This window comes from Gemmatimonadaceae bacterium (genome assembly GCA_020846935.1).
GTDB lineage: Bacteria > Gemmatimonadota > Gemmatimonadetes > Gemmatimonadales > Gemmatimonadaceae > RBC101.
Map to the genome: position 1 here is coordinate 367,574 of JADLCY010000011.1, position 24,939 is coordinate 392,512.

Genomic DNA, 24,939 nt, shown 5'->3' on the forward strand with positions numbered 1-24,939 from the left:
CTCATGTGGCGCCGCGCGTACGCCGCGAAGCCCACTCTGCCAGCAGCAGGGCGAGCGCGAGCAGGGCGAGGAGAACCTCCAGTGCCAACTCCTGGCGTGGGTCCTCCAGTGACCTGGTTTGGGCCACCGGTTGCCCCAATGCGCCTACGAGCGAGGCATACGGTGCGGGATCGGCTGCACTGATCAGGTTCGACTTCGTATCCTCTGACACGCGGATCCGTGACACACTGCCAACGATGGCGGACCACCACGCGCGATGGTCTTCCGGCGACGTCGGCCCACCCTCCATGCGCCAGCGCCAGGTCTCGGAGTATCCGATGACGAGAGCGCGCCCAGGCCCGACGCGCCTCGCGGCGACCAGCACGATCGGCCCCCGCCTGTCCACGGCGACCGCGTCGTCGCGCAGACCAACGAGCGCTCGCGCCGAGAGGCCTGTACGTGGGTTGAGGCGACCGAGCCCACCCACCTCCCCTGCGACCGACGCCCCAGGTCGCGCAGGCAACACGACCGCGAGCGCTGGCAGGGTTGCGGCCGCCGGGCCAAGGACCACACCGCCGCCATCCCGAACGAATCGCACGATGGACGCCGCTCTGCTCGCCGCGTGTTCGTCGAGTGCGATGACGGCCGAGTAGCGCGCCGTGTCGATGGGCAGCGCCGCTTCGCTCGTGCGCACGTTCGCGCCCCCGCCTGCGTTGGGTACGCTGGGATCGGTGACGCCAAAGTCCACCTCGACGCGCCACCCGGCCTCCTGGAGCGCCGCCGCGGTGAAGCGCCCTTCCCACCCGGCCCGCGCCAGCACCAGCACCGGCAAGAGCTCGAGCGAGTCCACCGACGCTGCGCTCGCGGTTCCCTCGCGCTGCTCCGCGCGAAGGCCACCGGCCGTGATCGATTCGACGACACGCACGCCGAGCGCGCCGATCACGGTGGAGTCAAGCACGCCGATGCTGTCGGCCATGCGCAAGGACGCACCAACGGGCGCGAACGCCGTGACGCGGACGCCGCCCTGCGGGTCGACAAGTGGCTCAGCGGCCACCGCAAGCGATGGCAGCGAACCCGTGGCCTGCCACTGCACCGGTGTTCCGCTCGATGCAATCGCCGAGAGCCACGCGCGTTCGGCGGGGCCCGGCAGCGAGTCGAGCCGGAGATCGAGCGCGGCCACCGGCGACTCGGTCGCTCGCGCGAGCGCGCCACCAAGCCCCGAGGTGTTGCCAACCCGCAGGCCTTCGCCTTCCCGTGGCCGTCCCACGCGCCACGCGAGGAGCACTATCGCGACGATCGCTCCGGCGCGGCAGGCGCGCTCGAGCCCGTGCCGCAGGTCAGCGGGTAAGCGCATAGACCACGAGGTTCACTGCAAACCGTGTGTTGTCCACGGCGTAGAAGCGCTTGTTGTCCGGATGGAAGTTCCACTCGGAGCTGTAGTCCTTGTTGCTGTAGAGCACCGTGAGCCGCCCGTCGCGGCTCGCGCCCATGAGGTACGGGTGAATGAGGTTGTCGCCCCAGCCGTTCAGCTCGTGCGACGTCGCCGGCGGTCCGTCGGGGAAGCTGAAGTGCACAGAATAGAGCGGGTGCGTGTTGGGCAGCTTGCTCAGTTTCCCGGCGACCCGTTCGATCTCCTCGACCGCGGTCCTGTGAAACATGCCGTCGATGTCGTGGTTGTGATCGTCGACAAAGAGCAGCCCACCGCGATCGAGATAGCGCGCCAGCACGTCGCGCTCCTGCGCGGTGAAGCGCACGGGGAGGTGGCCGGTCATCCAGACGAGCGGGTACTTCATCAACTCGTCGGAACCGAGGGGCACGATGCGGCCGGAGGGTGCGACCTCCAGGGTGGTGTAGCGCGCGATGGAGTCGATGATGTTCGCCGGGAGCACCGGAGCGCTGTCCCAGTCGCCGGACTCGTACTGCAGGGTGGCAAAGGTGAACTCGCTCACGGTCGCGGCCCGGTCCAGAACGAGATGGCGTCGCGGCGCGATGAGCCGGCGTCGAGGGACCGACGCACGGCTTCGACGTCGGCGCTGGCATCGCGACCGGACCGCACGGCAGCGATCAGGGCGTCCATCGCTCGCGCCGCGTCGGGGAGCTGACCAACGATCGACAGCCTGACGATGAGAAGCGAATCGGCCGCCGCACCCGGCGTTCCGAGCGCCAGCGCGCGTTCGATGCGCCCGATCGCGGTGCGTCGCAACGGTTCGGCCGGGCGGCTCGCCGCGCGGATCACGCTCTTCCCACGCTCCTTGCCGGCGAGCCGTGCCTTGCCGAGGTCCACGACCACACGCGGAGGAAGTCCGCGCAGGTAGAGTCGTTCGGCGGCACGCGCCTTCTGGATCGCCGCGAGCGCGACATACATCGGCGGGAGTGCCGTTCGCGGCCGTCCGGTATCCAGCTCGCGGCCCGCATCCCACATCGCGTTGTAGGCTTCCAGCAACGGCTTGTTGATCGCCACGATGGGCGTCTCGTCATGACCTTCCTCGACGAGGTTCTGACCAGTGCCGGTCGCCTTTTCTGCCGCGGCCAGCAGCTCTTCCGGCGTGAGGTTGCGCTTGAGCGGCTCCGACGCATCGTGGTCGTGACCGTCGCCGTGGAAGTGTTCCCCCGACGCGTCGTCGCCCAGGCGAGCGAAGACGAGGTCGCTCACCTGCTTGCGGAGTCGCGTCTGGTCGCGCGAGATCCGGCGGCTCTCGGCGACCACATCGTCGCGACCGAGCGTGCGCATGCGCCTGACGAGGGCCTCCGTCAGGTTGATCAGCATGCGCTGACTGAGGAGTGACTTGTCGGCCTCGGCAGGCGGGGCAGGATCGACCGCCACGGAGTCGTACTCGCCGGCGCGCGCGACGCGGATGGTGCGCGTGTCGGACGACCCGACACCGGGCCCGTCGATCGTCTTCCCGTCACGGGCCACGGCGCGCAGGTGAACGACGTCACCCGCCGCCAGCTTCATCGCCACGGCATCGAACGTCGCCGTCACGGTCACCGCTCGTGACGACGGACGCACGGCACCGAGCGTGCCGCTGCGGAACGTGAATCGCTCGCCGTCGCCGCTGCTGATGATGTATTCGATGGCCGCCGACGCGAGCCCGATGTCGTCGGTCGCCCGCGCGCGCAGCGCAAAGGTCCCTCGCGGTTCGCGCAAGATCGTGTCGCGGGCCGGCTGCTCGATGGTGACCACGGGGAGTGAATCGCGACGCGGCTCGATGACCACAAGGCGGCTGGTGGTCGCGTGCGCGAGACGCACGACGTGCGTGGCGGTGTCGGCCACGAGTCGGACCGCCCACCGGTCACCCGAACGCGCGGGTCGCAGGACAGCTGAATCCACGCGCGCCGCGATCGTGGCCGGCTCCATGCCTTCGGGGAGTCGACCGCTGAGCACGACCGCGCTACCAACGAGCGGATGCAGCACGTCAGCGTCGGCGTACTCTTCAACCGGCAGGCGCGCATAGGCCGGTGGCTCGATGCGCCCGCGTATGGTGGCCAACGGGTCGCCAGGCGCCGCGGATTCCCGGGCCATTCGAGCCACAGCGCCGGGCAGCGCTTCGAGGCGTGCTCCCAGGGCCATGGCGAACACGCCGGCCAATGCGAGGGCCAGCGGCCACCACAAGGCGCGATGCACCGCACGCCACCCCGTGGAGTTCACGTCGACGGCCGCGATGCGATCGAGCAACGCCGCCGGAGCATCCCCGCGCTCCACCGCGGAAACCAGCGCGAACTCGAGCCCAGGCGCGCGCTCCTCGAGCCAGAGCGAGACGCGGACGGGGGTCAGGCGACCTCCCGTCAGGCGCCATCCCTCCCACGTCGCGCCAATGAGCCCGACGACGAGTGCGGTGAGGACGGCCGCAGTCTCCGTGGCACCAAGCCATCGCGACACCAGATGCGCGACACCACCCGCGCCGATCCCGACCAGGAGCGCGCACACGGCGCCAACGAGTGCCAGGCGAGTGGTCCACGCCGCGACGAGGGCACGCGGGCTCACGCGGCTTCCCTCCGTGGTCGGCTGGCGGCGTTGCCGGTCACCCCGACGGCGCGACGGCGACGCATCCACCATTCGACGCCTAACGCGATGAGGGCGAGCGCGAGCAACGCCCGCTGCAGCATGGGATCGGGGCGCATGACACCGGCCGCCCGCGGGCCATCGCCGTCGGCGCGCAACACCGCCGCATCGACCGGCGCGAGTCGCGGCGACGCGCACGGCGCCGTGAGTGCGCGGACCACCGCCGTGAACGCCGGGCGCAACACCGCGTCACCTCGCACGGGCAGTCCGATGGCGACGTGACGGATGCAGCCCGCGCCGTGAGGCTCCTCCGACGCCGCAGGCGTTCCGTCAGCGAAGCGGGCGCGGGGCGTTCCTGAAAGAAGGTCTCCTGCAACGCGACTGACGGGAGCAACCGCGCTGACCCCATCCACCGTGATCGCGTCGACGGCACTATCGGGCGCCGCGACGATCGGCCACACGACCGTCGCGCCGCCGTCACGGGCAAACGCCGAGTCGGCGGCCGTGAGGGACGCGCGTGACAACCGCAGGTGTGCCGGCACGCCGCCCCACGCCACACGCACCGACGCCCCAACGGCGTCATCGATCGACGGGAGGGCGCTCCCCGGTGGCGTGGCCCGCGGCGCAGGGGCTGCGGCCCGCAACCGACGGAAGGTCACCGGACCACGCGTCGTGGCCACGATGCGGCCGAGCGCGGCGTCCACCTCCTCCTCGACGAGCGGAGACACCACCGCGACCTCGACCGAGTCGAAGCGCGCGTGTGCGTCGGCCACGGCACGCGCGGCCACAATGAGCGCCGCCCCGAGATGACCCCGTCCACCGACGGTGGTATCGGCCCGCAACCCATCGGGCGTGGTGGTGCGCGCCACCGTATCAAAAGCGATGACACGTAGCTCGGCGACACCGGTGGCCAGCGAATCGAGCACTGAAATGTGCTCGCGGGGATCGGCCACGGCTCGCGACCGGTCGACGACCACGACGCGCGCGACCCCGCCCACTCGCCAGCGCAGCAGCGGTCCCACGGCCGCAGCTCCAATAGCCAGGATCGCGAGCACGCGAATCGCGAGCACACTCAGGTCGCTCGGTTCGAGGCGGCGAAAACGCGAGGGTTGGGTGGCGGCAGGGAGGAATCGCGCCGTCGGCAGCAGCCGTGGACGCGGGCGGCGCCACGAGAGCAGGTGCAGCGCACCGATCCCCGCCACGGCGGCGGCGACCGCCCACCACACCAGCGGCGACGCAAAGGCCATCATCCCACCGCCTGATCCCGCGCGCCCGCCACGATCGCGCGTACGCTGGCGACAGGATCATCCTCAGCGACCACGCGAACATAGGTGGCGCCGAGCGCGATCCAGTCACGCCGAACCGCGTCCAGCCACGCGCCGAACGACGCGCCGTAGCCGGCCGCGCTCGTCGCGTCCACCGGGTACGGCTCGCCCGGACGCTCCGGATCCTCCACCAGTGCCACCGCCGGATCGAGGTCGAGTTCCCCGCGGGACACGAGGTGAAGGACCAGGACTTCTCCACCGCTGGCGAAGTGTGTCGCCGCTAGGCCACGCACCGCGCCTTCGTCGCCAAGCAGGTCGGTGACCAGCACGAGTCGCACGCCCGTTGCCACGCGCTGCAGCGTCGGCGCAAGCGGTGTGTTGCCCCCGACGTCGACGGCATCGAGTGCGGCCCCGATGGCGAACACGGCGTCGCGACGCGTGGTGGGCGCCAGCTGAGCTGACGCCGTTCCGCCAGGCACGAGCAGCGCCACGGGGTCACCGGCGCGCTGCGCGATGGCCGCGAGCCCCACGGTCAGCGCACATGCTGTCCGCCACTTGTCCCGCGTCGCCTCAGGGAACGCCATCGACGCCGAGGCATCCACGACGAACCAGGTCTCGTGGATCGCGCGGTCATCGGACAGGCGAACGAACGGACGGTCGCTGCGCGCGAGGAGCTTCCAGTCGAGGTCGCGCGGGTCGTCGCCCTGTCGGTACGCCCGATATTCGCTCAGCTCCGGCGCTCGCCCGCGCAAGCGGGAGACGTGCGTGCCGGTCCGCGCCCCACTCACGCGTCGGCGCGACGGCCACGTGAGCGAGCGAATGGCGTCCAGGAGGGGCCCGTGATTCATGACCGGCGACCGCTCTGGTCAGCGACCTGGTGTTTCGGGCGGACCGCCGGACCCGGCGGCGCCGCTGACTCCGTTTCCGACAGCCCTCATCTGCCTACCCAACCACCCGGCTATCCAACTGCAATGCCACTCCCGGGAACCTTGACCTCTCGCAACACACCGTCGATCACGCGTTCGACATCGATGCCCTCGGCCTGGGCTGTGAAGTTGGTGAGGATGCGGTGACGCAGCACCGGTCGGGCGACCCGCACGATGTCGGCGGGACTCACCGCCATGCGGCCCTGCAACAGCGCGTTGGCCTTGGCACCGAGGATCAGCGCCTGACCCGCGCGCGGACCGGCGCCCCAGCGGACGTACTTCTTCACCACGTCAATCGTGGCGCCCTCGGGTCTCGAGGCACGCGCGAGCCCGGCCGCGTATGCCAGAATGGGCTCCGACGCCACGACGGAGCGAGTCAGGTGCTGCAGCGCACGTGCCTGCTGCGCATCGAGGACCGGTGTGAGTTCGGCCGGAGCGTCACCCGTGGTGGCCCGAAGGATCGCGATTTCGTCATCGGCCCCGGGATACCCGACGCGCACGTCAAACAGGAACCGGTCGAGCTGCGCCTCCGGGAGCGGATACGTGCCCTCCTGCTCGATCGGGTTCTGCGTCGCGAGCACGAAGAATGGCTCAGGGAGCGCCATGGTCTCGCCGGCCGCGGTCACGCGGTGCTCCTGCATGGCTTCGAGCAGGGCCGCCTGCGTGCGTGGCGGCGCGCGGTTGATCTCGTCGGCCAGCACGATGTTGGCAAAGATCGGCCCGCGGACAAACCGAAAATGCCGGCCGCCAGTGCCCGCCGACTCCTCCAGGATTTCGGTGCCGGTGATGTCGCTCGGCACGAGGTCCGGCGTGAACTGCACACGACGGAACTCGAGGTGCAGCGCCTCCGCCAGTGACCGGATCATGAGCGTCTTGGCCAGGCCGGGGACGCCAACGAGCAACGCGTGCCCCCCGGCGAGCAGCGCCATCAGCAGTTCGTCGATGGCCTCGTGCTGTCCGACGATGCGGCGTGCGACTTCATGGCGCAGGCGGGCCACCCCGGCCAGCAGGGCATCCGCGCCGGCGGTCGTCTCGGCGCGATGGATCGGTGTGACGGTACTCAGCGGACTGGGCGCCGATGGCGGCTCGTAAGGAGCAGGATTGAGCCCGCGACGACACCTGCCGCGGCAAGCGACGTGTTCTCGTCGAGGATCTCCCAACCCGCCAGTTTCATCACGTAGTCGTCCGCATACTCAGCGGCGGGCACGAGCACCTCGAGGGCGCGTTCCTTCACGACGGACACCGGCGTATCTGCCGGCGCTTCGACCCGGATCGTATCCCAAACCTCGGGAACCTGCACGCGCAGCGTGATCAGCGGTTCGGTGCCTGTGCCCAACCGGATGGCGCCGGGACGGCTGCGGAGAGTAGTCGTGAACGGAGCGCTCATGCGGCACCAACCGGTGTGGCAACCACCGGGAGTACCGAGAAAAAGCGCGAGACCTGGGCATCGAACATGTACGTCGAGCCGGTGACCCGCGTGTGCGCCCCGTCCTGCACGGCGGCGATCACGATCTCTTCGCCGCCCTGCCCACGCAGCGACAAGTGCCGATCGCTCGCCTGTTCGACGAACGCCGCATAAAGCGAGTTGCGCCGAGTGAAGAACTCGCGCGCGGCGGCGAGAACCTCGCCGGGCGCGAGCGTGGTGGAGGTCTCGAGCAGGGTACGTCGCTGGAGTGACACGTGTCGGGCGGGAAGGAAGGTGATGCGGTGAGCTGGCTAGTTGGTCGGCGCCTCGAGGGGGAGTCGGACGACGTACGTCACGCTGTCTGAACCACCCTCTACCTCGACCGAACCACCAAGCGTGTGCGCGAGGTGGATGGCGAGCGGCACCCCAAGTCCGGTGCCGCCAGCGCGGCCTTCGATCGAGCGATACTCCTGCAGCAGGGCCTCGAGCTCGCGCACCCCCGCGGCGCCTGCGGTGACAACGCGGTAGGCGACGTGATCGTTGCCTGCCTCGACCGAGACCCTCACCGGCTCCTGCGAATGCGTGCGGGCAGCCGACACCAGCAAGCTAGCCAGGAGTCGCGCGGTTTTGCGCCGGTCCGATCGGAGTCGCGGCGCGTCCTCGGGGCCGGTCTCGGCAAGGACGTGCACCGCCATGCCCTGCGCGTCGAGGAGTCGCCGCGCAGCGCCGATCGGTTCCCAGGGGGAGAACGACTCCAGGTCGATCGGACCAGGCCCGGCGCGTAGCGCCGCGTACTCCAGCAGTTCGTCGATGCGCCAGAGCAGGTCTGCCGCCGAACGACGTGCGACGTCGAGCCGGGGGCCGTCCTCGTGCGCGTCGAGCGCCGCCAGGAGTGCGGTGAGGGGCCCTCGCAGGTCCTCGGACGCGTTGGCGAGAAACTCGTCGCGGCCTCGTCGCGCTTCGAGCACGGCGGCGTACTGCCGTTCCAGCTCGGCGTTCGTGTCGCTCAGCGCGGCGCTGGTCCGACGCAGTTCATCGGCGATCCGAACCTTCTCGGCGATCGCCGCGATCTGGTCGGCGAGCAAGCGCATGAGGTTGCGCCGCTCCTGCGTGGCGGTCCCGGCCTCGGCGAAGTAGAACGTGACCGTACCCAGTGCGCCGGCGCCGTTCTGCAACGGCAGGGCGACCAGCGAGCGGAACCCAAGTTCTGCCGCCACCTCGGCCCAGTCCTCCAGCGAACGATCGGTCGTCACGTCCGGCACCTCGATCAGGCGCCGTTCCGTCACCGCCTCTCCACTCGGCCCGAACCCGACCCGCACGCGCATTTCGCCGAGCCAGGGGCGAAACTTGGCCGGCCAGTTGAACGCGGCCGCGAGTCGCATCAGTTCGGAAACGCCGTCCACCAGGTAGATGGAGGCAAAGCTCGCCCCGATGAGCGGCGTGACGCGATCCAGCGCGAACTGAAAGGCTTCCTCAGGCCGGTCGGCCTGGAGATACGCGTGCAGGATCTCCCGGATGGCATTGAGCTCGCGCTGCGCCGGATCAGGGGCAGCGGTGCGGGCAAAGCGTTCGTGGGTGAGGATTCGCGACCGCGACACGTCCGGGAAAGTAGACCCGCGGGCCACCGGGCGGATAGGCGGGCCGGCGCCGTGGGGCGCCGCTGCGCAGAGGCCAGCCACCGCCTCGCTGGCTCGTTAGGCCTTTCCGGTCGCGAGTGCGCGCCTTCGACTGGCCATCATTCGTGACCGGGGATGGCGCGGTGATCCTGGACCGTGCCAACCCCGCGCACCCGAATCACCCGCAGCGGACCGTCCCGGCGCGTCAACCCTTTCGTGGCCGTGACGCGCGCACTTCGACGTTGTAGACGAGCGCGTGCGCCGGCATCGCCACCATCTGCGCCACCACCTCGGCCACGTCGTCGGGGCGCAGGGCCCAGGTCACGCTCGATCCGCCCGGGGTGAGTTCGGTCGCGACCGAACCCGGCATGACGCACGATACCCGGACCCCGTGGTCGCGGACCTCGAGCATCAGCGTCTCGGTAAACCCGAGCACCGCGTGTTTCGTCGCGACGTAGCCTGTCCCGCCCGGAAACGTCGTGCGACCGGCGATCGACGCGATGTTGATCACCTGCCCCGAGCCGCGGGCGATCATGCCGGGAAGCACCGCGCGCGTGACGTGATAGAGGGCGTTGAGGTTCACGTCGACCATCCCGTGCCATTCGTCGGGCGTGAGTTCGAGGAATGGTTTCCTGAACATCACACCGGCGTTGTTCACCAGTACATCGCAGCGGACGCCGTCCAGCGCGAGCGCGAGCCCGGCCGCATCCCGCAGGTCGACTTCGAGGCCGGTGAAGGTCCCGCCGGCGCCCGTGATCGCGGCGCCTAACGACTCCAGCTCACCACGCGTGCGACCGAGGCCGACCACGTGGTGCGTCCCGGCGAGGCGGAGGGCGACGGCGCGGCCAATGCCGCGCGTGGCCCCGGTAACCAGCACGGTCGGTGTCACGACAGTTCCTCCACGATCGCACACGTGAGCCAGAGTCCGAATCCGATCGCATCCACGCCCACACGTTCATCGTGCCCGTGCATGCGCGACTCGTCGCCTTCGGTGAGCGGAAACGGCAACAGGCCGTAGCAGGCGATCCCCGCTTCGCGCAGCGCCGCGGAGTCCGTCGCGCCCGTGCTGAGGTACGGCACCGTGATCAGCCCGGGGTCCAGGCGTTCCACCGCGCGACGGATCGCCGCGAACGCCTCGGTGTCGATCGCCGAGGACGGCGACACGCGACCACTCGAGCGCACCGTGAACTCGATGGCCGGATCGTCGCAGACCGTGGTGAGCCGTGCGATGAGGTCGGCGAGCGGCTCGTCAGGCAGCATGCGCACGTTGAGCGTCGCGGACGCCTCGGTCGGGATCACGTTGGAGCGCAGCCCGCCGGTGATGAGCGTCGGCGAGATGCCGTTGCGCAGCGTCGCATCGAGACCAGGATCCTGCCTGAGCCGCGCGGCGCCGCGCGACACGCGGGCCTGATCATCGCTGGCGACGTCCGCCATCGCCTCCCGCAGCGCTTCATCAGGCCAGATCACCGAGAGCGAGCGAAAGAACTCGCGCGTCACCGGGGTGAGCCGCAACGGCTCCTCGTGCTCGGCAATGCGGGCCACGGCCCGGCTGAGCCGAGCGATGGCATTGCCCGCGAGCGGTACCGACGCGTGCCCGCCTGGACCACGCGCCGTGACCACCACGTTGTAGGGCACCTTCTCGGCGCACTGCACGGCGGCGTAGAGGCGCTGGCCACCACGCTGCCGCACCCGACCTCCCTCGTTCAGCGCGACGTCCGCGGCGATGTCGTCGCGATGATGGTCCAGCACCCACTGGATGCCCAGCCGGCCACCCGCTTCTTCGTCCGACGTGGCGAGGAACACGAGGTCGCGGTCCGGTCGCTCGCCGGTGGCCTCGATCGCGCGCTGCCACAGCAGCATGGCCTGAAGGTTCGTCGCCAGCATGCCCTTGTCGTCGATGGCGCCACGGCCGTACACGTAACCGTCGGCGATCTCGCCGCTGAAGGGATGTTGCCGCCACTTGTCCCGTTCGACGCCCACGACGTCCATGTGCGCCATCAGCAGCAGCGCGCCCTTGCGACCGGTTCCGTGGATGCGCGCGATCACCGCACCGCGCCCGGGCGCAGGCTCGAGCAGCTGGGCTCCGATTCCGGCTTTCTGCAACACGTCGTGGAGATATCGCGCCACGCCGATCTCGTTGCCGGGCGGATTCACCGACTCGATACGAATCAGCGCCTGCAGGTGGCCGATGCACTCCCACAGCACGGCCTCCCGATCGGCAAGGGAAAGCTCGGAGATCCTCATGGCTGGTCGCAGCGCCCGCTCGCCACGCGCGTTACAGGCTCCCCGCCTGCACGGCGCGACCCGCAATCCACTCGCCGACACGATCCGCCGCCACTCGGTCCTGGGCGAGCGTGTCGCGGTGCCGCACGGTCACCGTCTGGTCGGCGATGGTCTGGCCGTCGATCGTGATGCAGTACGGCGTGCCAATCTCGTCCTGCCGACGGTAGCGACGGCCAATGGCGCCGCTCTCGTCCAGGAACACCGGGAATCGCCGGCGCAGCTCCCTGGCCAGCGCATCGGCAAACTCCGGCATCCCGTCCTTCCTGACCAACGGAAAGATGCCCGCCTTGATCGGCGCGATCCGAGGATCGAAACCCAGGACGACGCGGCCCTCGGTTTCACCCGGGACCTCTTCCTCGCGATAGGCATTCACCAGCGCGGCGAGCGTCGTACGGTCGGCGCCCGCCGAGGTCTCGACGACAAAAGGCACGTACCGGCGGTTCGACACCTGGTCCACGTATTCGAGCCGCTTGCCCGAGTACTCCTGGTGCCGACCGAGGTCGAAGTCACCGCGATGATGCACGCCCTCGATCTCCTGGAAGCCTAACGAGCCGCCAAAGTCGAACTGGATGTCGAACGCGGCCCGTGCATAGTGCGCGAGTTCCTTTTCCGTGTGCTGATGGAACAGCAGCCGGTCCTCGGCAAGGCCGAGGTCACGGTGCCATGCCATGCGCTGCGCCTTCCAGTGCTCGAACGCCCCCATATGGTCGCCCTGGGGATCGACGAAGAACTGCATCTCCATCTGCTCGAACTCCCGCGTCCGGAAGATGAAGTTCCCGGGCGTGATCTCGTTGCGGAACGCCTTGCCGATCTGCGCGATGCCGAACGGGATCTTCTGGCGCGATGCCTGCTGGACGTTGAGGAAGTTCACGTAGATGCCCTGCGCCGTCTCCGGGCGCAGGTACGTCACGCTCGCCGTGTCCTCCAGCGGGCCGACGTGCGTCTTGAACATCAGGTTGAACAACCGCGGTTCGGTGAGCTGACAATCGCTGTGCTCCCCGGGATGCCGGCTCGGCTTCCGCGGGCACGACGCGTCGCCGAGCTGGTCGGCCCGGAACCGCGCCTTGCACGCCTTGCAGTCGACCATGGGATCCGTGAAGCCGGCCACGTGGCCCGACGCCTCCCACACCCGTGGATGCATGAGGATCGCCGCGTCGAGGCCCTCGATGTCGTCACGTGAACGCACCATCGCGTGCCACCAGCGATCCTTGATGTTCCGCTTGAGCTCGACGCCGAGCGGGCCGTAGTCCCACACGGACCCGGCCCCGCCGTAGATCTCGGAGGACTGGAAGATGAAACCGCGCCGCTTGCAGAGCGACACGAGCTTCTCCATCACGTCGGGATAGGGCATTGCGGACGTTCGTGGTCGAGGTGGGTCGAACCTTGGGGCGGAAGCGCAAGATAAGCGCTCGCAGCGCAGCCGGCCCGAGCGGCTACCGCATGGACCCGCTGGCCACCTGCCGGATTTCGTCCGCAGTTCGGAGTTCGGGCCGCGCCCCGAGCAACCGCCCGATCAGCCCGGTGGCGTTGGCGACGGCAAACGAGACCCCGGACAGGTTGCGCTCCGCAGCGACACCGGGAATCGGCCGCGGCCAGGGCGACGCGCCCACGGGCCCGTCAGCTGAAGCCGAAACCGCCAGCGAGAAGCGCGGACAGGAAGGATCGACCACGACGCCAAGGACGCCGGCGAGCGAACCGGGATACCACTGGACTTCCCCGTCGTCGTACGCCGAGACGACGAGCGCACCACGCACCAACGCAGCGCTCAGCGCGGCTTCGAAGATGGGCACGTGGACCGCGTTCCTGGTGCCGAGGCTCAGGTTCACGAGGCGGGCGCCATCCTCCACCGCCCACACGATCGCGTCGGCGAGCATGCGCGCGCTTGTAGCGAGCGTGCGATCGAGCACGCGCACGGGAACGAGCGTCGCCTCGGGGAGCTTCTCCCGGATCGCCGCCGCGACGGCCGTGCCGTGTCCGAGGCGATCCACCGTGTCCGCTCGGTCGTCTCCAACGAGCGAGATCCCGCAGGCCAGCGCACCCACGTGGGGATGTCCCGGCGCCACGCCGCTATCGATGACGGCGACGCGGAGCCCGGCGCCGCCCGACGCCTCCGAGGGCGACCACAACTTGCCGCTCACGGCATCAGGTCGGGCTCGAGGAAGGCGGAAAGCTCTTGCGTGATCGCCGAGCGCGCGAGCATTGACAAGGGTGGCACGGGCTGTCGCTATGCGCTCGCCGACGTCACGACGGAGCGGTCCTCCACCAGGCGGCCGGCCTCCAGCACGACGGTGCGCCCAGCCATGGCGGCCACGTGTGCGCGATGCGTGATGAGGATGACCGTACGCTGCGCGAGCCATGGTCCCATGGCGCCAAAGACCGTTGCTTCGGTCGCGGGATCCAGCGCGTTGGTCGCCTCGTCGAGCAGGAGCACGCGCGGATTGGCCAGCCAGGCACGGGCGAGCGCCAGGCGCTGCCGCTCGCCCGACGACAGCGAGCGCCCGCGTTCTCCGAGCACCGTCGCCAGTCCCTCCGGGGCAGCGGCGAGCCAGTCACCAAGGCCCGTCACGGTGAGTGCCTCCTGCAGGCGCGCATCGGTCGCACTCGGGTCGGCCACTCGGAGGTTCTCGGCGATCGATGCGTGGAACACGAACGGCTCGGTCTCGACGGCAAGCACCGACTGCCTGACGACGGCGAGCGGAAGCTGGCGCAGATCGATGCCGTCGAGACGCACCACGCCGCGCTGCGGGTCGGCGTGCCTGACGAGGAGGTCGGCGATGGTCGACTTTCCGCCCCCACTCGTGCCAACGACCGCCAGGCACGCCCCGGGGTCGACGGACAGCGACACACCGTCGAGCACCGCGCCGCGGTCGAACGCGTACAGCACGTCATCGAGCCGCACCTCGCCACGAACGGGGGTCGCCGCGCGCGTGGGCGCTTGCGGATCCACGACCTCCACGGGCACATCGAGGATCTCGTGGACACGTTTGAGTGACACGCGCGCCGAAGCCACACTCGCATAGATGCCCATCAGTCCCTGGACCGGGCCCAACAGGCGCATCTGATAGGCGGCGAACGCGACGAGCGTGCCCATCGTGATCTCGCCGGTGATCACGCGCCACCCACCGTACATGAAGACGACGGCACTGCCGGCGGCGAGCAGCACCCCGGGCAATCCACCCGACAGGTACGTCTGCCGCCTCATGGTCATCAAGGCGTCAACAAACCCGGCGTTGCGCTCCCGAAACTCGGACTCGCTTCGCTGCTGCGCGTTGTGCGCGACGAGCAGCTTCATGCCCTGCAACGCCTCGATGAGGAACGTGCCCGTTCCGGCCGAGCGATCGCGCACCGCCGTGACCGAGCCTTCGAGCTGTCGCCGGTAGCGCCGCAGCGCCCACAGTGCCGGGGGCAGCGCGAGCAGCCCAACGACAAAGAGCCGCGAGTCGAGGAGAACCAGCATCACGACGCTGCCGACGAGGTAGACCACCTGCCCGATCCACGCCAGCGCCACCTCGGCCGCCACCCGCTGGATCTCGGCGATGTCGCTGTTGATGCGGGACGCGATCTGTCCGATCGGCGTGGCGGCGAACCAGCGCGGCGACAGCCGCTGCAGGTGGCGGAACACGTCGAGCCGCATGTCGAACAGGATGTCCGCCGACACGCGCGTGTAGCGGAGCCCGCTCACCACGTTGACGAAGAACGACGCAGCCGTGAGTCCGACGAACCCGGCGACCACCCAGGCAAGCGCCGTGAGGTCACGACCGATCAGCGCGCGATCGACGAGGATCTTGGAGAGGAACGGTTGCGTCAGCGAGAGCGCCGTGCCGACGAGCGAAAGGCCAACGACGGGAAGCAGGCGGCCGACGTAGGGACGCACGTAGCGCAGCGCGCGTCGAAAGTCACCACCGTCAGCCACGGGGACACCGCCGGTCAGTCACTCGTCACGGAACGACGAGAACGCGCGTCATGTCGGCCCGATACTCGACGGTGCGGATCTTCTGCAGCGTCTCCGCATCGTAGAGGTCGATCGTCGGACCAGCCGTGTGCACGTACAGCACGCGACCGTTCGAGCTCACCGAGAGGCCCATGCGTGGTCGCCCGTCGAACTCGACGCGCTGGCTCACCTGACGGTTCTCGAGGTCGAACGTCCAGAACTGGTAGTTCCCTACCTGTTGACGCAGGCCGAACGCCCGGCGTCGGCCCGGCGCGAGCGCAAACCCCACGGGCTCGCTGGGCCCCAGGGAATAGAAGTCGACCGCACGCCGGGCCAGGTCGACGCGCGCCACGCCCATGAGCGCGCGGTGGTTCACCGGATCCGTCGTGCGAAAGAGGCTCGTGTAGAAGCCTGGCTCATCGTACAGGCTCTCCGGGAACCCGAAGCTCAGCCGCCCCACGCCGTCATCGATCGAGTGCTGCAGGTCGAAACGATCGACTTCCCTGAGCGTGGCGGTGTCGTACACCAGGATGTCGTCGGCCGTGAAGAAGTACATCAGGCCGCCGTCGGGCGAAAAGAGCACCTGCGCGAACTCGCGCTCCTCGCCACCGGGCCAGCGAATCGTGTCCGTCACCACCTTCCGCGCCAGGTCGTACTTGAGGAGCGTGGGCCTCCCGATCACCCACCGATCCGACTTGCGCTGCGCCGTCTTCACCAGCAGTACGGCGAACCGGTCGCGAGGATCGATGTTGAAGTTCCGGATGCGCACCCGCACCGAATCGTTGGAGAGCGAGAACTGGCCTTTCGCCTTCCGCGTCGCGAGATCGAACACTTCGATGGACTCGAAGTTGGGTTCGATGATGTACATCGACTTGCGATCAGCCGAGAGCGTCATGCCCATCGGGATGCCGATGGACACGCGCATCGAGTCGCGCACGTTCATCGACGCCTCGTCGATGACGAGGACCTTCCTGTCGTAGGTGCCGTAGTAGATCGTGCCCGTGCCGCCGCTGGGCGCCTGCGCCGCCAGCGACCGGATGGCCGCGGCGCCGAGCAGCGCCGCCGCGAGCACTTGGGCGCGGACGCTCATGGGAAAATGAGGTCGATCTTGCGCCAGTCCTGCTGCGCGGCCGCACACTTGGCCGTCCAGTCCGGCGCGTGGTTGTACAGGTCGGGAACGTGGATCGGCCAAAAGCAGGTGATGTAGCAGTCGTACAGATCCCGCTCGACGGGCTGACAGAGCCCGGCGGTGGATCCGGTGCTATCGACCTCCCAGCCGGGGGAGAACACGAAGGAGCACCCGAGCGGGATGTGCGGCCCTTCCGGTACGCGAGGCCCCTGGGTCCCCTGGAGGGCCACGACGTCGCTCGCATCGTGAACGTCCGGCGGAGCATTCAGCTGCTCGATCGTCCGGGCCTTGCGGTTGACGGCCTTGAGATGGCGCATGTCCGATGATCGGTGATCGGTGGTCGATCAGGCGTCGAACTGACGAAGGAACTCGGGACGACGTGCGGCGAGCGTCGCGTACACCTCGAGGCACGTCGCACTCCAGCGACGGATCCACTCGCAATAGTGCAGGTTTGGCGCCTCGGTCGATCCGTAGCGCGTCTGTGCCTCGTGGTAGCACCCCCCGGCACAGAGCGATCGCGCCCAGCAGGTATGACAGTCGGTCTTGTTGTCGATGTGGTGCCGGCGGAGGTAGTCGTCCTGCAAGGCATGATCGACCCCGTCGCGCACCGTGCCAAGCTTGTGCCGGTCGGAGCCCGCGAAGCGATGGCAGAGCCCGACGTCGCCGTCGGTGGCCACGCCCAGCAAGCCGAGCCCTGCACCGCACGGGTAGGCCTTGGCCACGCCCTTGTGGATCTCGTCGAGCGTGTCGCGCACGTTGGAGAACCCGTGGTGACGTCCCTGGAGCGACGTCTCCCTGTACTCCGCCGCCAGCACCTGAAACTGCCCGAGCATCTCCTCGAAGCCTTCGGCCTGGATCGCGTAGTCGCGCTGCCACGACGTCGTCACGGGCGCGAAGCCCACTTCCCAGAACCCGATCTCCTCCTTGAGGTGCCGGTAGATGTTGACGACATCGAGGTTGCCCTTCGTGAGCGTCACCCGTGCCCCGATCGGCCGGCGGTTGTGGCGACGCAGCAACTCCTTCACACGCGGGATCACGACGTCGTAGCTCCCCGCGCCATTGGCAAACACGCGCAACGCATCCTGCTGCTCCCGTGCGCCGTCCATCGACACCGTGACCCCGACGTCGTTCTCCACCATCCAGTCGATGATCTCCTCGCGCAGAAGCGTCGCGTTGGTCGTCAACGAGGCGTCCACCGACTTGCCCAGGGCCGCGGCGCGCTCCTTCGCGTAGCCGAGCGCGAATTTCAGCACCTTGAAGTTGAGCAGCGTCTCGCCGCCAAAGAACGTGAGGTGCACGTGGGACTGCGCGCCCGACTCGGACAACATGAAGTCGACGCTCTCCCGCGCGGTCTCCTCGCTCATGAAGCGCGGCTTCGTCGTGGGCTCGACGATCCGATCCTCGCCGTATTCGTAGCAGTACTTGCAACTCAGGTTGCACTTGCTCGTCACGTTCATGACGAGCGTGGTCAGCGGAATGCGTCGGCGCGGACCCTCGGCGGCGGGCGCGGGCTTTGGCGCGGCCACCGGACGCACCGCCTGGGCCGCGACCAGCTCGTCGATCGTCTCGCCCAGCAGCGTCGGCTCGAAGCGCGCCGCGAGGCGGTCGAGCAGCGCGTCACGAGCGAGGTCGCCTTCGCCGAGGGCGTCGAGTACCGCCGCCGACGGGCCGTCGAGGCGAAAGACGGCGGCCGACGGCACGAGATAGACGTGCGTGGCGCCGTCGGCGTCGAACTGATGAAACTCCCCGCGTCGCAGCAGCATCAGGGCGCCGTCCGCGCCGGCTCCCAGCGCATGTACAGCGGGACGGTGACGATGAGCAGCGCCCGACCCTTGAGCGCCCGGGCCCCTGCGGTTGCTGGCGTGTAGGTCGCCACAACCCACACGTCGCCGATGTTGTTGCGGTTGCGGGAGCGCTGCGCGTTGGGCCCGTCCACGGCCGGCGTGAACAACCCCGTGCCGTCGATCGTTCCCACGAACTTCGTGTCGTCGTCCTTGAACGTCACGCCATACTCCTCGAGCCCCCAGCTCACCGGCACCGCACCCACCTCGATGTCGTCGTCGGTCTCGGGCTTGCCGTCGGGACCGTTGAGGTAGCCCACCGCCTCGAAGCGGGAAAATTGCTTGGGGAATCGTACGCCGCCGATGCGCGCCATGCCGGAGGCGGGCGTCACGCGGATGCGGTCGATGGTGCGCCAGGCCACCAGCGCCTGACGCAGCGAGGCGCCGCCAACAAAGAGATCCCGGGCTCCCACGGTCGCGGTGCTGTCGACGCTCACCCGGACGACCAGTTCATCGCCGGTTCCCCGCACCACGCGCTCCACCGCGACGCCGGGGCCGAAGTCAATGGCGCCCGGGGTCGCGGCGCGCGGGAGGTTCGATCCGTACACCGTCACGTCGACGCCTCGCTCGCCGACCCGTACGCCGCGAGGCCACACACCGGTCACCTGGGTGCCCGTGCCGGCGCGGCGCAGCGTCACGTCCATCCCAAACTCGTCGTAGCCGCCGCGGAACCAGCGGCCGGTCACTTCCTGCCATCCGGGCTCCACCGACAGCACCTCGCGCCACGAGCTGTCGCTCGGCGTGCCCGTCACCGACGAACGGCCGCGCCACTGATGCCCGGTATACACCACGGACTTGCCGTCCCTCGTGATCACCGGACCGCCGGCAGCATAGCGATAGGTCGCCCGCGTCGTGAACTCGTCATCGGTGCCGGGCACGCGCGTAGCGACGAGACGGCCATGGAATGGGCCCTTCCCCGCTTCGTAGCCGGTGAGCAGCCACGTGCCCTCGAGTGGCGCCGGCCGCATGGTCGCCGACCACGCGTTCCACTCCGTCGTGCGAAGCGGGAACGCGCGCGACAGGTGCGCGATCGCCTGATCCATCGGGTGCGGCTGCGGCGCGCTGTCCGCCGGGCTCGGCGCCGCGCGTCGGAACGCCTGGAAGTCGGAGTTGGGGTAGTAGCCTCGGTGTGTGGCCACGAGCAGCTCCCACTCCGTTCGCGTTCGCCGCTGCGTGATCACGCGACCCAGCGAGTGACAGGCGCGACACGTTCGCTCGGTATTCGCATCCGCCGTATAGCGGTAGTCGATCGAGCGACGCTCGGTCTCGAAGCGCCCCGGCCTCACCTCGGCGGGAGCAAGGCCCTGCGTGTTGGCGAGGTACTTCACGATCGCGCGCGCATCCGCCGGGTCGAGACGCACGCGGACGAGACTCGCCATTCGTCGGATCGACGCCTCCCACCCCTCCGGCGTCTTGCGCATGAACGAGATGCGTCCAAGGCGACCGGCCGAGTCCGCCTTGTGACAGGTCGCGCAGCGTCGCAGGATCAGCGGGTCGCGGATCACGAAGCCCGAGGTGTCTGCATTGCGCGGCGCCTGCGCGCCGGCGCCGGGCGCCGCCAGGACGCCTGCCACCAGCACGAGCGCAAGAACCGTTGGTCGTCGTGGGCGCATGAGAGCCATGTTGTAACGCGGGCAATCGCGGGCTGTCAAGCGAACGTGGCCCCACCCAGGCCAACCAGCACGGCGAGCGCCCCAAGGAAGTCGGGGAGCGCAACGGGTCCGAGCCGCCTGGTGTATTCGCCGTACATGGCGCCGGCGTCGTCGCTCGTGGTCGCGACCTCCAGCGCGACCATCAGGTCGACGTTCCGCAGGTAGCGCACCGGCTCCTCGAGCCCGGGGAGCACCAGGTGGCGCGCCTCCACCACCACGTTGCCGCGCACGAGTGGCCGATTCGCGAACGCGAGACCCGCGGCCGGAACGAGTCGCGCGCTCGCGCGAGTGCGCAGCGCGTCGAACGCCCGCTGCACCTCGGCCGAGCCGCGCAGTCGCTCGATGGACTCGGACTCCGGTTCGTCCACGTGCAGCGCGGCTCGGGCGCCCCAGAAGCCGGCATCGCTCCATCCCGCGGCCCGGTAAACGGAGACCAGTTCCCGGTGGGCTGCGGACACGTAGGCGCGCTCACGCTCGGCATACAACGCGAGCGCCGGCGCCGTCGAGCCCGGCGTGATCAGCGCGCTGTGCACCACCACCGCCGCGAGCCACGCCGAGGCCAGCGCCTTCTTTACTCCAAAGGACGACAGCGGGTCGATGAACGAGGCGGCATCCCCGACAGCCAGGAGACGTTCTGCGGGCACCGCATCGGCTACGTAAGGCGTCGCGTCACACGCCCACGCCGGCCCATCCCACCGAGCGCCCTCTGTTGCCGCGGCAAGGGCGGGGAGGTCGGCAAGCAGGTCGTGATACCGCGCAGCGAGTTCGGGGCCCGCCGCGAGAGGTGTCGCCGCCGGGTCGAGCATAACGGTGAAGTACCGGCGCACCCGCGATACCGGCACCGACCATCCCCAGCCCCACGGCCGGCTCTCGACCAAAGTGTGCGACGCGTCGGGCAGGTCCCAGGCGTCACGCTCCCACACACCGACCAGCCCGAACATCCGCGGGGCGCCTGGCCCGAGCTGCGCAACAGTGGCGCCAGCCGCCGGCTGCATGTTCGCAGCACGCCACTGCCGAGCGACCGCACGAGCGCGACCGGTGCAATCGAGCACCCAGCGTGCGCGTACCGCGCGCTCACCAGTCGGCGACGCAATGCACGTCGCATACCGCATCCCGTCGTCCGCAATGGAGGTGAGGGAGGCCAGGTGCCAGACCGTTGCGCCGGCGGCGTGGGCCGCATCGCTGAGCACGGCCTCCAGGTGATCACTCGCGACCTGATAGCCAGTGGCTCCGTCAGGGAAGTACTCCACGCGACGCGGCGTGTCGCCCCACCACACAGTGTTGCCGGTGCTTCGGACAAAGCCGGCCTCCTCCACCGCGGCGCGGATCCCAATCGCGTCCAGCAGTCCGTTGCAGCTCGGCGGGAGGGACTCGGCGAGCGGTCGCCGGCCGGCGCTCCCGGCCCGATCGAGCAGCAGCGTCGTGTGGCCCCAGCTCGCGAGCAGTCGGGCGGCGGCGCATCCCGCCGGCCCGGCCCCGACAACGAGGACGTCGACGTCCACGCCTAACGGCGCAGCTCGCGCGCCCAGGCCGCGAACGCGCGCGGATAGAATGCCGGGCCGAAGAGCAGCCACTCGCCAAGCGACGGTGGCAACGTAAACCTCGCCGCGGCCTGCTCCGCGGGCACGCCGTCGGCGAGCGCCTTGCGCGCCGCGTTCTCGATCTCGCCAAGGACGGCGACGTAGCGCTCGACGTCGGCGGCCGTGGCGACCGCGCCGTGACCGGGGACGTAGGTCGTTTCTCGCGAGCGGCGAAGCGCCGCGACGCTCGCGGCGAGCTGCGTCGGCACCGTGTCCACGTAGTTGGGGATCATCCCGTTCCACACGAGATCCCCGCAGAACACGACCGACGGATCGTCGATCCCGATCGTGACGTCGCTCGCCGTATGGCCTCCGCGCGGTACGAGTCGCACCGTGCGCCCGCCGAGATCGATGGTGGTTTGCGCCAGCGGGTCGAGGGCGATGACCGACGCAAGGGCCGCTGATCGCTCCCGATCGGCCGGCTGGTTGCGTTCGAGCACCTGCGTCCTCGTCGCGTCGGTCGCGTACACCTTCGGTCGTGACTCATCGCTCACGTATCCGGCCACGCCATTCGTGTGATCCGCGTGGTAGTGCGTGACCGCCACGTGCGTGGGCCAACGGCCGGTGAGCGTCTTCGATTGCGCCGCAAGCCACCGGGCGCCGGCCGGTGTCATGAATCCCTCGATCGCGAGCACGCCGCTCCGCCCGGCGATAAGTCCGCCGTTGCTCAGCGTCGTGCGATCACCAGCGAGGGGCGTGGAGACGAGGGCCCACACGCCCTCGGCCACCTGTTCGAGGCGACCGAACGGCTCGATGGCCACGGGGCGACCCACCGGACGCGCAGCCCACGCCGCGCGCGCCAGCAGCGTCGTCGAAGCGGCGGCCAGCGCCAGGTGCGTGGCACAGCTCGACGTGTCGCGGAGAAAGGTGCGGCGATCGATCATCGCGCGTCGCGTGAGAGAGCGGCAGAAGCTAGTGTGCGGGTGCCCGGACCGCGATCCACGAACGTGCGTTACCCGCCGTCGAGATCCCGGCTCACTCCCGGTGTCTCGGGGGCGGTGCGGCCCTGCAGGCGGGCCACGATGCGATCGCCATGGTGGCGCCCGTTCTCGATGAACACCTTGTTTGCATCAAAGCCCGCAATCACTACACCGGCCACGAAGAGGCCCGGAACCGTGGTCTCGAGTGTGGTCGGCTCGTGTGCCGGGATGCCCGTCACCGGGTCGATGGGTACTCCAACCGCGCGCAGCAGGTCGACGTTGGGTGCGTATCCGGTGAGCAGATACACGTGATCCGCCCCGAGACGATGTGCCGCGCCGTCGACATCGCGCACGTGAACCGCTTCGGCATCGATCGCCGTGACCCGTGCGTTCCAGCAGGCCGCGATGCTCCCCTCGGCGATACGGTTCGTGAGATCGGGCACCACCCAGGGCTTGATGCGCTTGTCGAACGTCGGGCCAAAGTGGCTCAGCGTCACGCGCGCGCCCGACCGCCAGAGGTCGAGCGCGGCTTCGGCGGCCGAGTTGCCTCCGCCAACGACCACGACGCGCTGCTGAAAGGCGTGGTGTCCCTCACGGTAAGCGTGCGACACGTGCGGCAGATCCTCGCCGGGGACGCGGAGCAGGTTCGGCGACCCCCAGTAGCCCGTGGCCACGACGACGGCGCGGGCGCGCACCTGCCTGACGACGCCACGTCGCTCGGTCGAGATGGTGAACACCGGGGCCTGTCCCTCGATGGCCGTCACGCGTTCGTATTGCCTGACGACGAGGTCGAAGTACGTAACCACGGCGCGATAGTACGCGAGGGCATCGCGACGCGTCGGCTTGGGCTCGGAGATCACGAACGGCAGGCCACCGAGCGACAGCTTCTCCGCCGTCGAAAAAAACGTCGCGTGCGTGGGGTACTGGGTGATCGCATTCACGACGCAGCCCCCGTCGAACACCACCGTGGTGAACCCGGCCCGTCCGAGCGCGATCGCCGTCGCCAGCCCGCAGGGGCCGGCGCCGACCACGACCACGTCGTACGCCTCGGGAGCGGTCATGCGCCGCTCGGCGGCACCTCGATGATCTGGTCGCGCCGCGTACCGACACTCACGTACCGGATCGGCGTCTCGACCAGTTCCTCGATGCGATCGAGGTAGCGACGCGCCGCCACCGGCAGGTCGCTCACGGTGCGCGCGTCGCCGGTCGGGCGCTGCCAGCCGTCCATCCATTCATAGATCGGCTCGAGGCGCTCGAGATCCGTGATGTCGGCCGGGAACTCCTGCAGCACGTCGTCCCCGCTCCGGTAGCCCGTGCACAGCGCGACGCGCTCCAGCGTGTCGAGCACGTCCAGCTTGGTGACCGCGAGGCCGGTGAGCCCGTTCACGCGCGCGGCATAGCGCACCACCACGGCGTCAAACCAGCCGCAGCGGCGCGGCCGTCCCGTGGTCGCACCGAATTCGTTGCCCAGCGTCCGGATGCGCTCTCCCAGCTCGGCATCGAGTTCGGTCGGGAGCGGACCGTTGCCGACCCTGGTCGTGTAGGCCTTCACGATGCCTAACGCGGCGCCGAGCGCCGTGGGGGCGATGCCAGCGCCAATCGCCGCGCCGCCGACGGTCGTGCTGCTCGACGTCACGAACGGGTACGTGCCGTGATCGACGTCCAGAAGCGAGCCCTGTGCGCCTTCCAGCAGCAGCGCGGCGTCGCTCCTGAGCGCGCGGTGCAGCATCACCCCAAGATCCTCGGCGAGCGCGAGGAGCCGGTCCGACACGGTGGCGAGGCTGGCCAGCGTCGCATCCACGTCCGCCCGTGCCGAGGAGCCAAAGCGCGTCAGCCGCATGTTGGCGTGATCGCACCCCTGCTCCACCAGCTTCCGCAGCCGTTCGGGATGCTTCAGGTCCACCACGCGAATACCGCGACGCCCCGCCTTGTCCTCATACGCCGGCCCGATCCCCCGTCCCGTGGTGCCGATGGCCTTGCTGGCGTGGCTCTCCTTGTCCACGAGCTTGTGGTACGGCATCACAAGGTGCGCACGATCCGAGACATAAAGCCGCCCCTCGACGTCTATGCCGTCCTTCACCAACTCGTCGATCTCGGTGAACAGCGTCTCCGGATCGAGCACCACGCCGTTGCCGATGGCGCATCGCACCCCGGGGTGCAGGATACCGCTCGGGATCTGGTGCAGCACGAACTCGTCGTCGCCGATGTGCACCGTGTGCCCCGCGTTCGCGCCCCCCTGGTATCGCACGACCCAGTCCGCACGCTCGGCCAGCACGTCCACGAGCTTGCCCTTCCCTTCATCACCCCACTGCGCGCCAACGATCACGACGGTGCGATTCCTGGAGTTCCACATGGAGAGAAGTCGGGTTGCGGACAAAGAAAAACGCCCCGGACCGGAAGCTCGGGGCG

At 69.4% G+C, this 24,939-nt stretch carries 22 protein-coding genes; all 22 read right to left on the reverse strand.

Translation table 11 applies throughout. The features are described from left to right. Nucleotide 1 precedes the first annotated feature (1 nt). Complete coding sequence (locus tag IT361_14050) at nt 2-1,333, reverse strand: hypothetical protein (GenBank protein MCC6318799.1); 1,332 nt, start codon at nt 1,331-1,333, stop codon at nt 2-4. Further along, nucleotides 1,317-1,946 (reverse strand): DUF4159 domain-containing protein, encoded by a 630-nt coding sequence (locus tag IT361_14055; GenBank protein ID MCC6318800.1) that lies wholly within the window; start codon nt 1,944-1,946, stop codon nt 1,317-1,319. The genes IT361_14050 and IT361_14055 overlap by 17 nt, the downstream gene beginning before the upstream one ends. Next, a complete protein-coding gene (locus IT361_14060) occupies nt 1,925-3,964 on the reverse strand; it encodes a hypothetical protein (protein MCC6318801.1) in 2,040 nt (679 codons plus the stop codon). Before IT361_14060 ends, IT361_14055 begins: the two co-directional genes overlap by 22 nt. After that, on the reverse strand, nt 3,961-5,232 hold the full coding sequence (locus IT361_14065; GenBank protein ID MCC6318802.1) for a hypothetical protein: 1,272 nt from the start codon (nt 5,230-5,232) through the stop codon (nt 3,961-3,963). The genes IT361_14060 and IT361_14065 overlap by 4 nt, the downstream gene beginning before the upstream one ends. Beyond that, nucleotides 5,229-6,095, reverse strand: a complete 867-nt coding sequence (locus IT361_14070; protein MCC6318803.1) for a DUF58 domain-containing protein — start codon at nt 6,093-6,095, stop codon at nt 5,229-5,231. Before IT361_14070 ends, IT361_14065 begins: the two co-directional genes overlap by 4 nt. A gap of 110 nt (nt 6,096-6,205) precedes the next feature. Beyond that, nucleotides 6,206-7,102 (reverse strand): AAA family ATPase, encoded by an 897-nt coding sequence (locus IT361_14075; protein ID MCC6318804.1) that lies wholly within the window; start codon nt 7,100-7,102, stop codon nt 6,206-6,208. Between the two features lie 131 nt (nt 7,103-7,233). After that, entirely contained in the window at nt 7,234-7,560 is a 327-nt protein-coding gene (locus tag IT361_14080) for a hypothetical protein (protein ID MCC6318805.1), read from the reverse strand. Further along, the gene (locus tag IT361_14085; GenBank protein ID MCC6318806.1) at nt 7,557-7,853 is read right to left on the reverse strand and encodes a hypothetical protein; all 297 of its coding nucleotides are present in this window, start codon (nt 7,851-7,853) and stop codon (nt 7,557-7,559) included. Before IT361_14085 ends, IT361_14080 begins: the two co-directional genes overlap by 4 nt. Nucleotides 7,854-7,889: 36 nt before the next feature. Then, a complete protein-coding gene (locus IT361_14090; GenBank protein ID MCC6318807.1) occupies nt 7,890-9,176 on the reverse strand; it encodes a GAF domain-containing sensor histidine kinase in 1,287 nt (428 codons plus the stop codon). A gap of 223 nt (nt 9,177-9,399) precedes the next feature. Continuing rightward, nucleotides 9,400-10,083 carry an SDR family NAD(P)-dependent oxidoreductase gene (locus IT361_14095; protein MCC6318808.1) on the reverse strand — a complete coding sequence of 228 codons (684 nt, stop codon included), beginning with the start codon at nt 10,081-10,083 and terminating at the stop codon, nt 9,400-9,402. After that, on the reverse strand, nt 10,080-11,438 hold the full coding sequence (locus tag IT361_14100) for a M20/M25/M40 family metallo-hydrolase (protein ID MCC6318809.1): 1,359 nt from the start codon (nt 11,436-11,438) through the stop codon (nt 10,080-10,082). The genes IT361_14095 and IT361_14100 overlap by 4 nt, the downstream gene beginning before the upstream one ends. A 31-nt stretch (nt 11,439-11,469) precedes the next feature. Further along, complete coding sequence (locus IT361_14105; protein MCC6318810.1) at nt 11,470-12,828, reverse strand: glycine--tRNA ligase; 1,359 nt, start codon at nt 12,826-12,828, stop codon at nt 11,470-11,472. 82 nt (nt 12,829-12,910) lie between these two features. Further along, entirely contained in the window at nt 12,911-13,615 is a 705-nt protein-coding gene (locus IT361_14110) for a S8 family serine peptidase (GenBank protein ID MCC6318811.1), read from the reverse strand. Between the two features lie 86 nt (nt 13,616-13,701). Beyond that, complete coding sequence (locus IT361_14115) at nt 13,702-15,390, reverse strand: ABC transporter ATP-binding protein (GenBank protein ID MCC6318812.1); 1,689 nt, start codon at nt 15,388-15,390, stop codon at nt 13,702-13,704. A 25-nt stretch (nt 15,391-15,415) separates the two neighbouring features. Next, nucleotides 15,416-16,498, reverse strand: a complete 1,083-nt coding sequence (locus tag IT361_14120) for a hypothetical protein (protein MCC6318813.1) — start codon at nt 16,496-16,498, stop codon at nt 15,416-15,418. Beyond that, nucleotides 16,495-16,854 carry a quinohemoprotein amine dehydrogenase subunit gamma gene (qhpC, locus tag IT361_14125; GenBank protein MCC6318814.1) on the reverse strand — a complete coding sequence of 120 codons (360 nt, stop codon included), beginning with the start codon at nt 16,852-16,854 and terminating at the stop codon, nt 16,495-16,497. Before qhpC ends, IT361_14120 begins: the two co-directional genes overlap by 4 nt. 27 nt (nt 16,855-16,881) lie before the next feature. Continuing rightward, nucleotides 16,882-18,300 (reverse strand): quinohemoprotein amine dehydrogenase maturation protein, encoded by a 1,419-nt coding sequence (peaB, locus tag IT361_14130; protein ID MCC6318815.1) that lies wholly within the window; start codon nt 18,298-18,300, stop codon nt 16,882-16,884. After that, a complete protein-coding gene (gene peaA, locus IT361_14135; protein ID MCC6318816.1) occupies nt 18,300-19,991 on the reverse strand; it encodes a quinohemoprotein amine dehydrogenase subunit alpha in 1,692 nt (563 codons plus the stop codon). Before peaA ends, peaB begins: the two co-directional genes overlap by 1 nt. 35 nt (nt 19,992-20,026) lie before the next feature. Next, the gene (locus tag IT361_14140) at nt 20,027-21,532 is read right to left on the reverse strand and encodes an FAD-dependent monooxygenase (protein ID MCC6318817.1); all 1,506 of its coding nucleotides are present in this window, start codon (nt 21,530-21,532) and stop codon (nt 20,027-20,029) included. Nucleotides 21,533-21,534: 2 nt separating this feature from the next. After that, nucleotides 21,535-22,494 carry an MBL fold metallo-hydrolase gene (locus IT361_14145; protein ID MCC6318818.1) on the reverse strand — a complete coding sequence of 320 codons (960 nt, stop codon included), beginning with the start codon at nt 22,492-22,494 and terminating at the stop codon, nt 21,535-21,537. Between the two features lie 68 nt (nt 22,495-22,562). Continuing rightward, nucleotides 22,563-23,591 (reverse strand): YpdA family putative bacillithiol disulfide reductase, encoded by a 1,029-nt coding sequence (ypdA, locus tag IT361_14150; GenBank protein ID MCC6318819.1) that lies wholly within the window; start codon nt 23,589-23,591, stop codon nt 22,563-22,565. Beyond that, nucleotides 23,588-24,883 (reverse strand): adenylosuccinate synthase, encoded by a 1,296-nt coding sequence (locus IT361_14155; protein ID MCC6318820.1) that lies wholly within the window; start codon nt 24,881-24,883, stop codon nt 23,588-23,590. The genes ypdA and IT361_14155 overlap by 4 nt, the downstream gene beginning before the upstream one ends. Between the last annotated feature and the right edge of the window lie 56 nt (nt 24,884-24,939).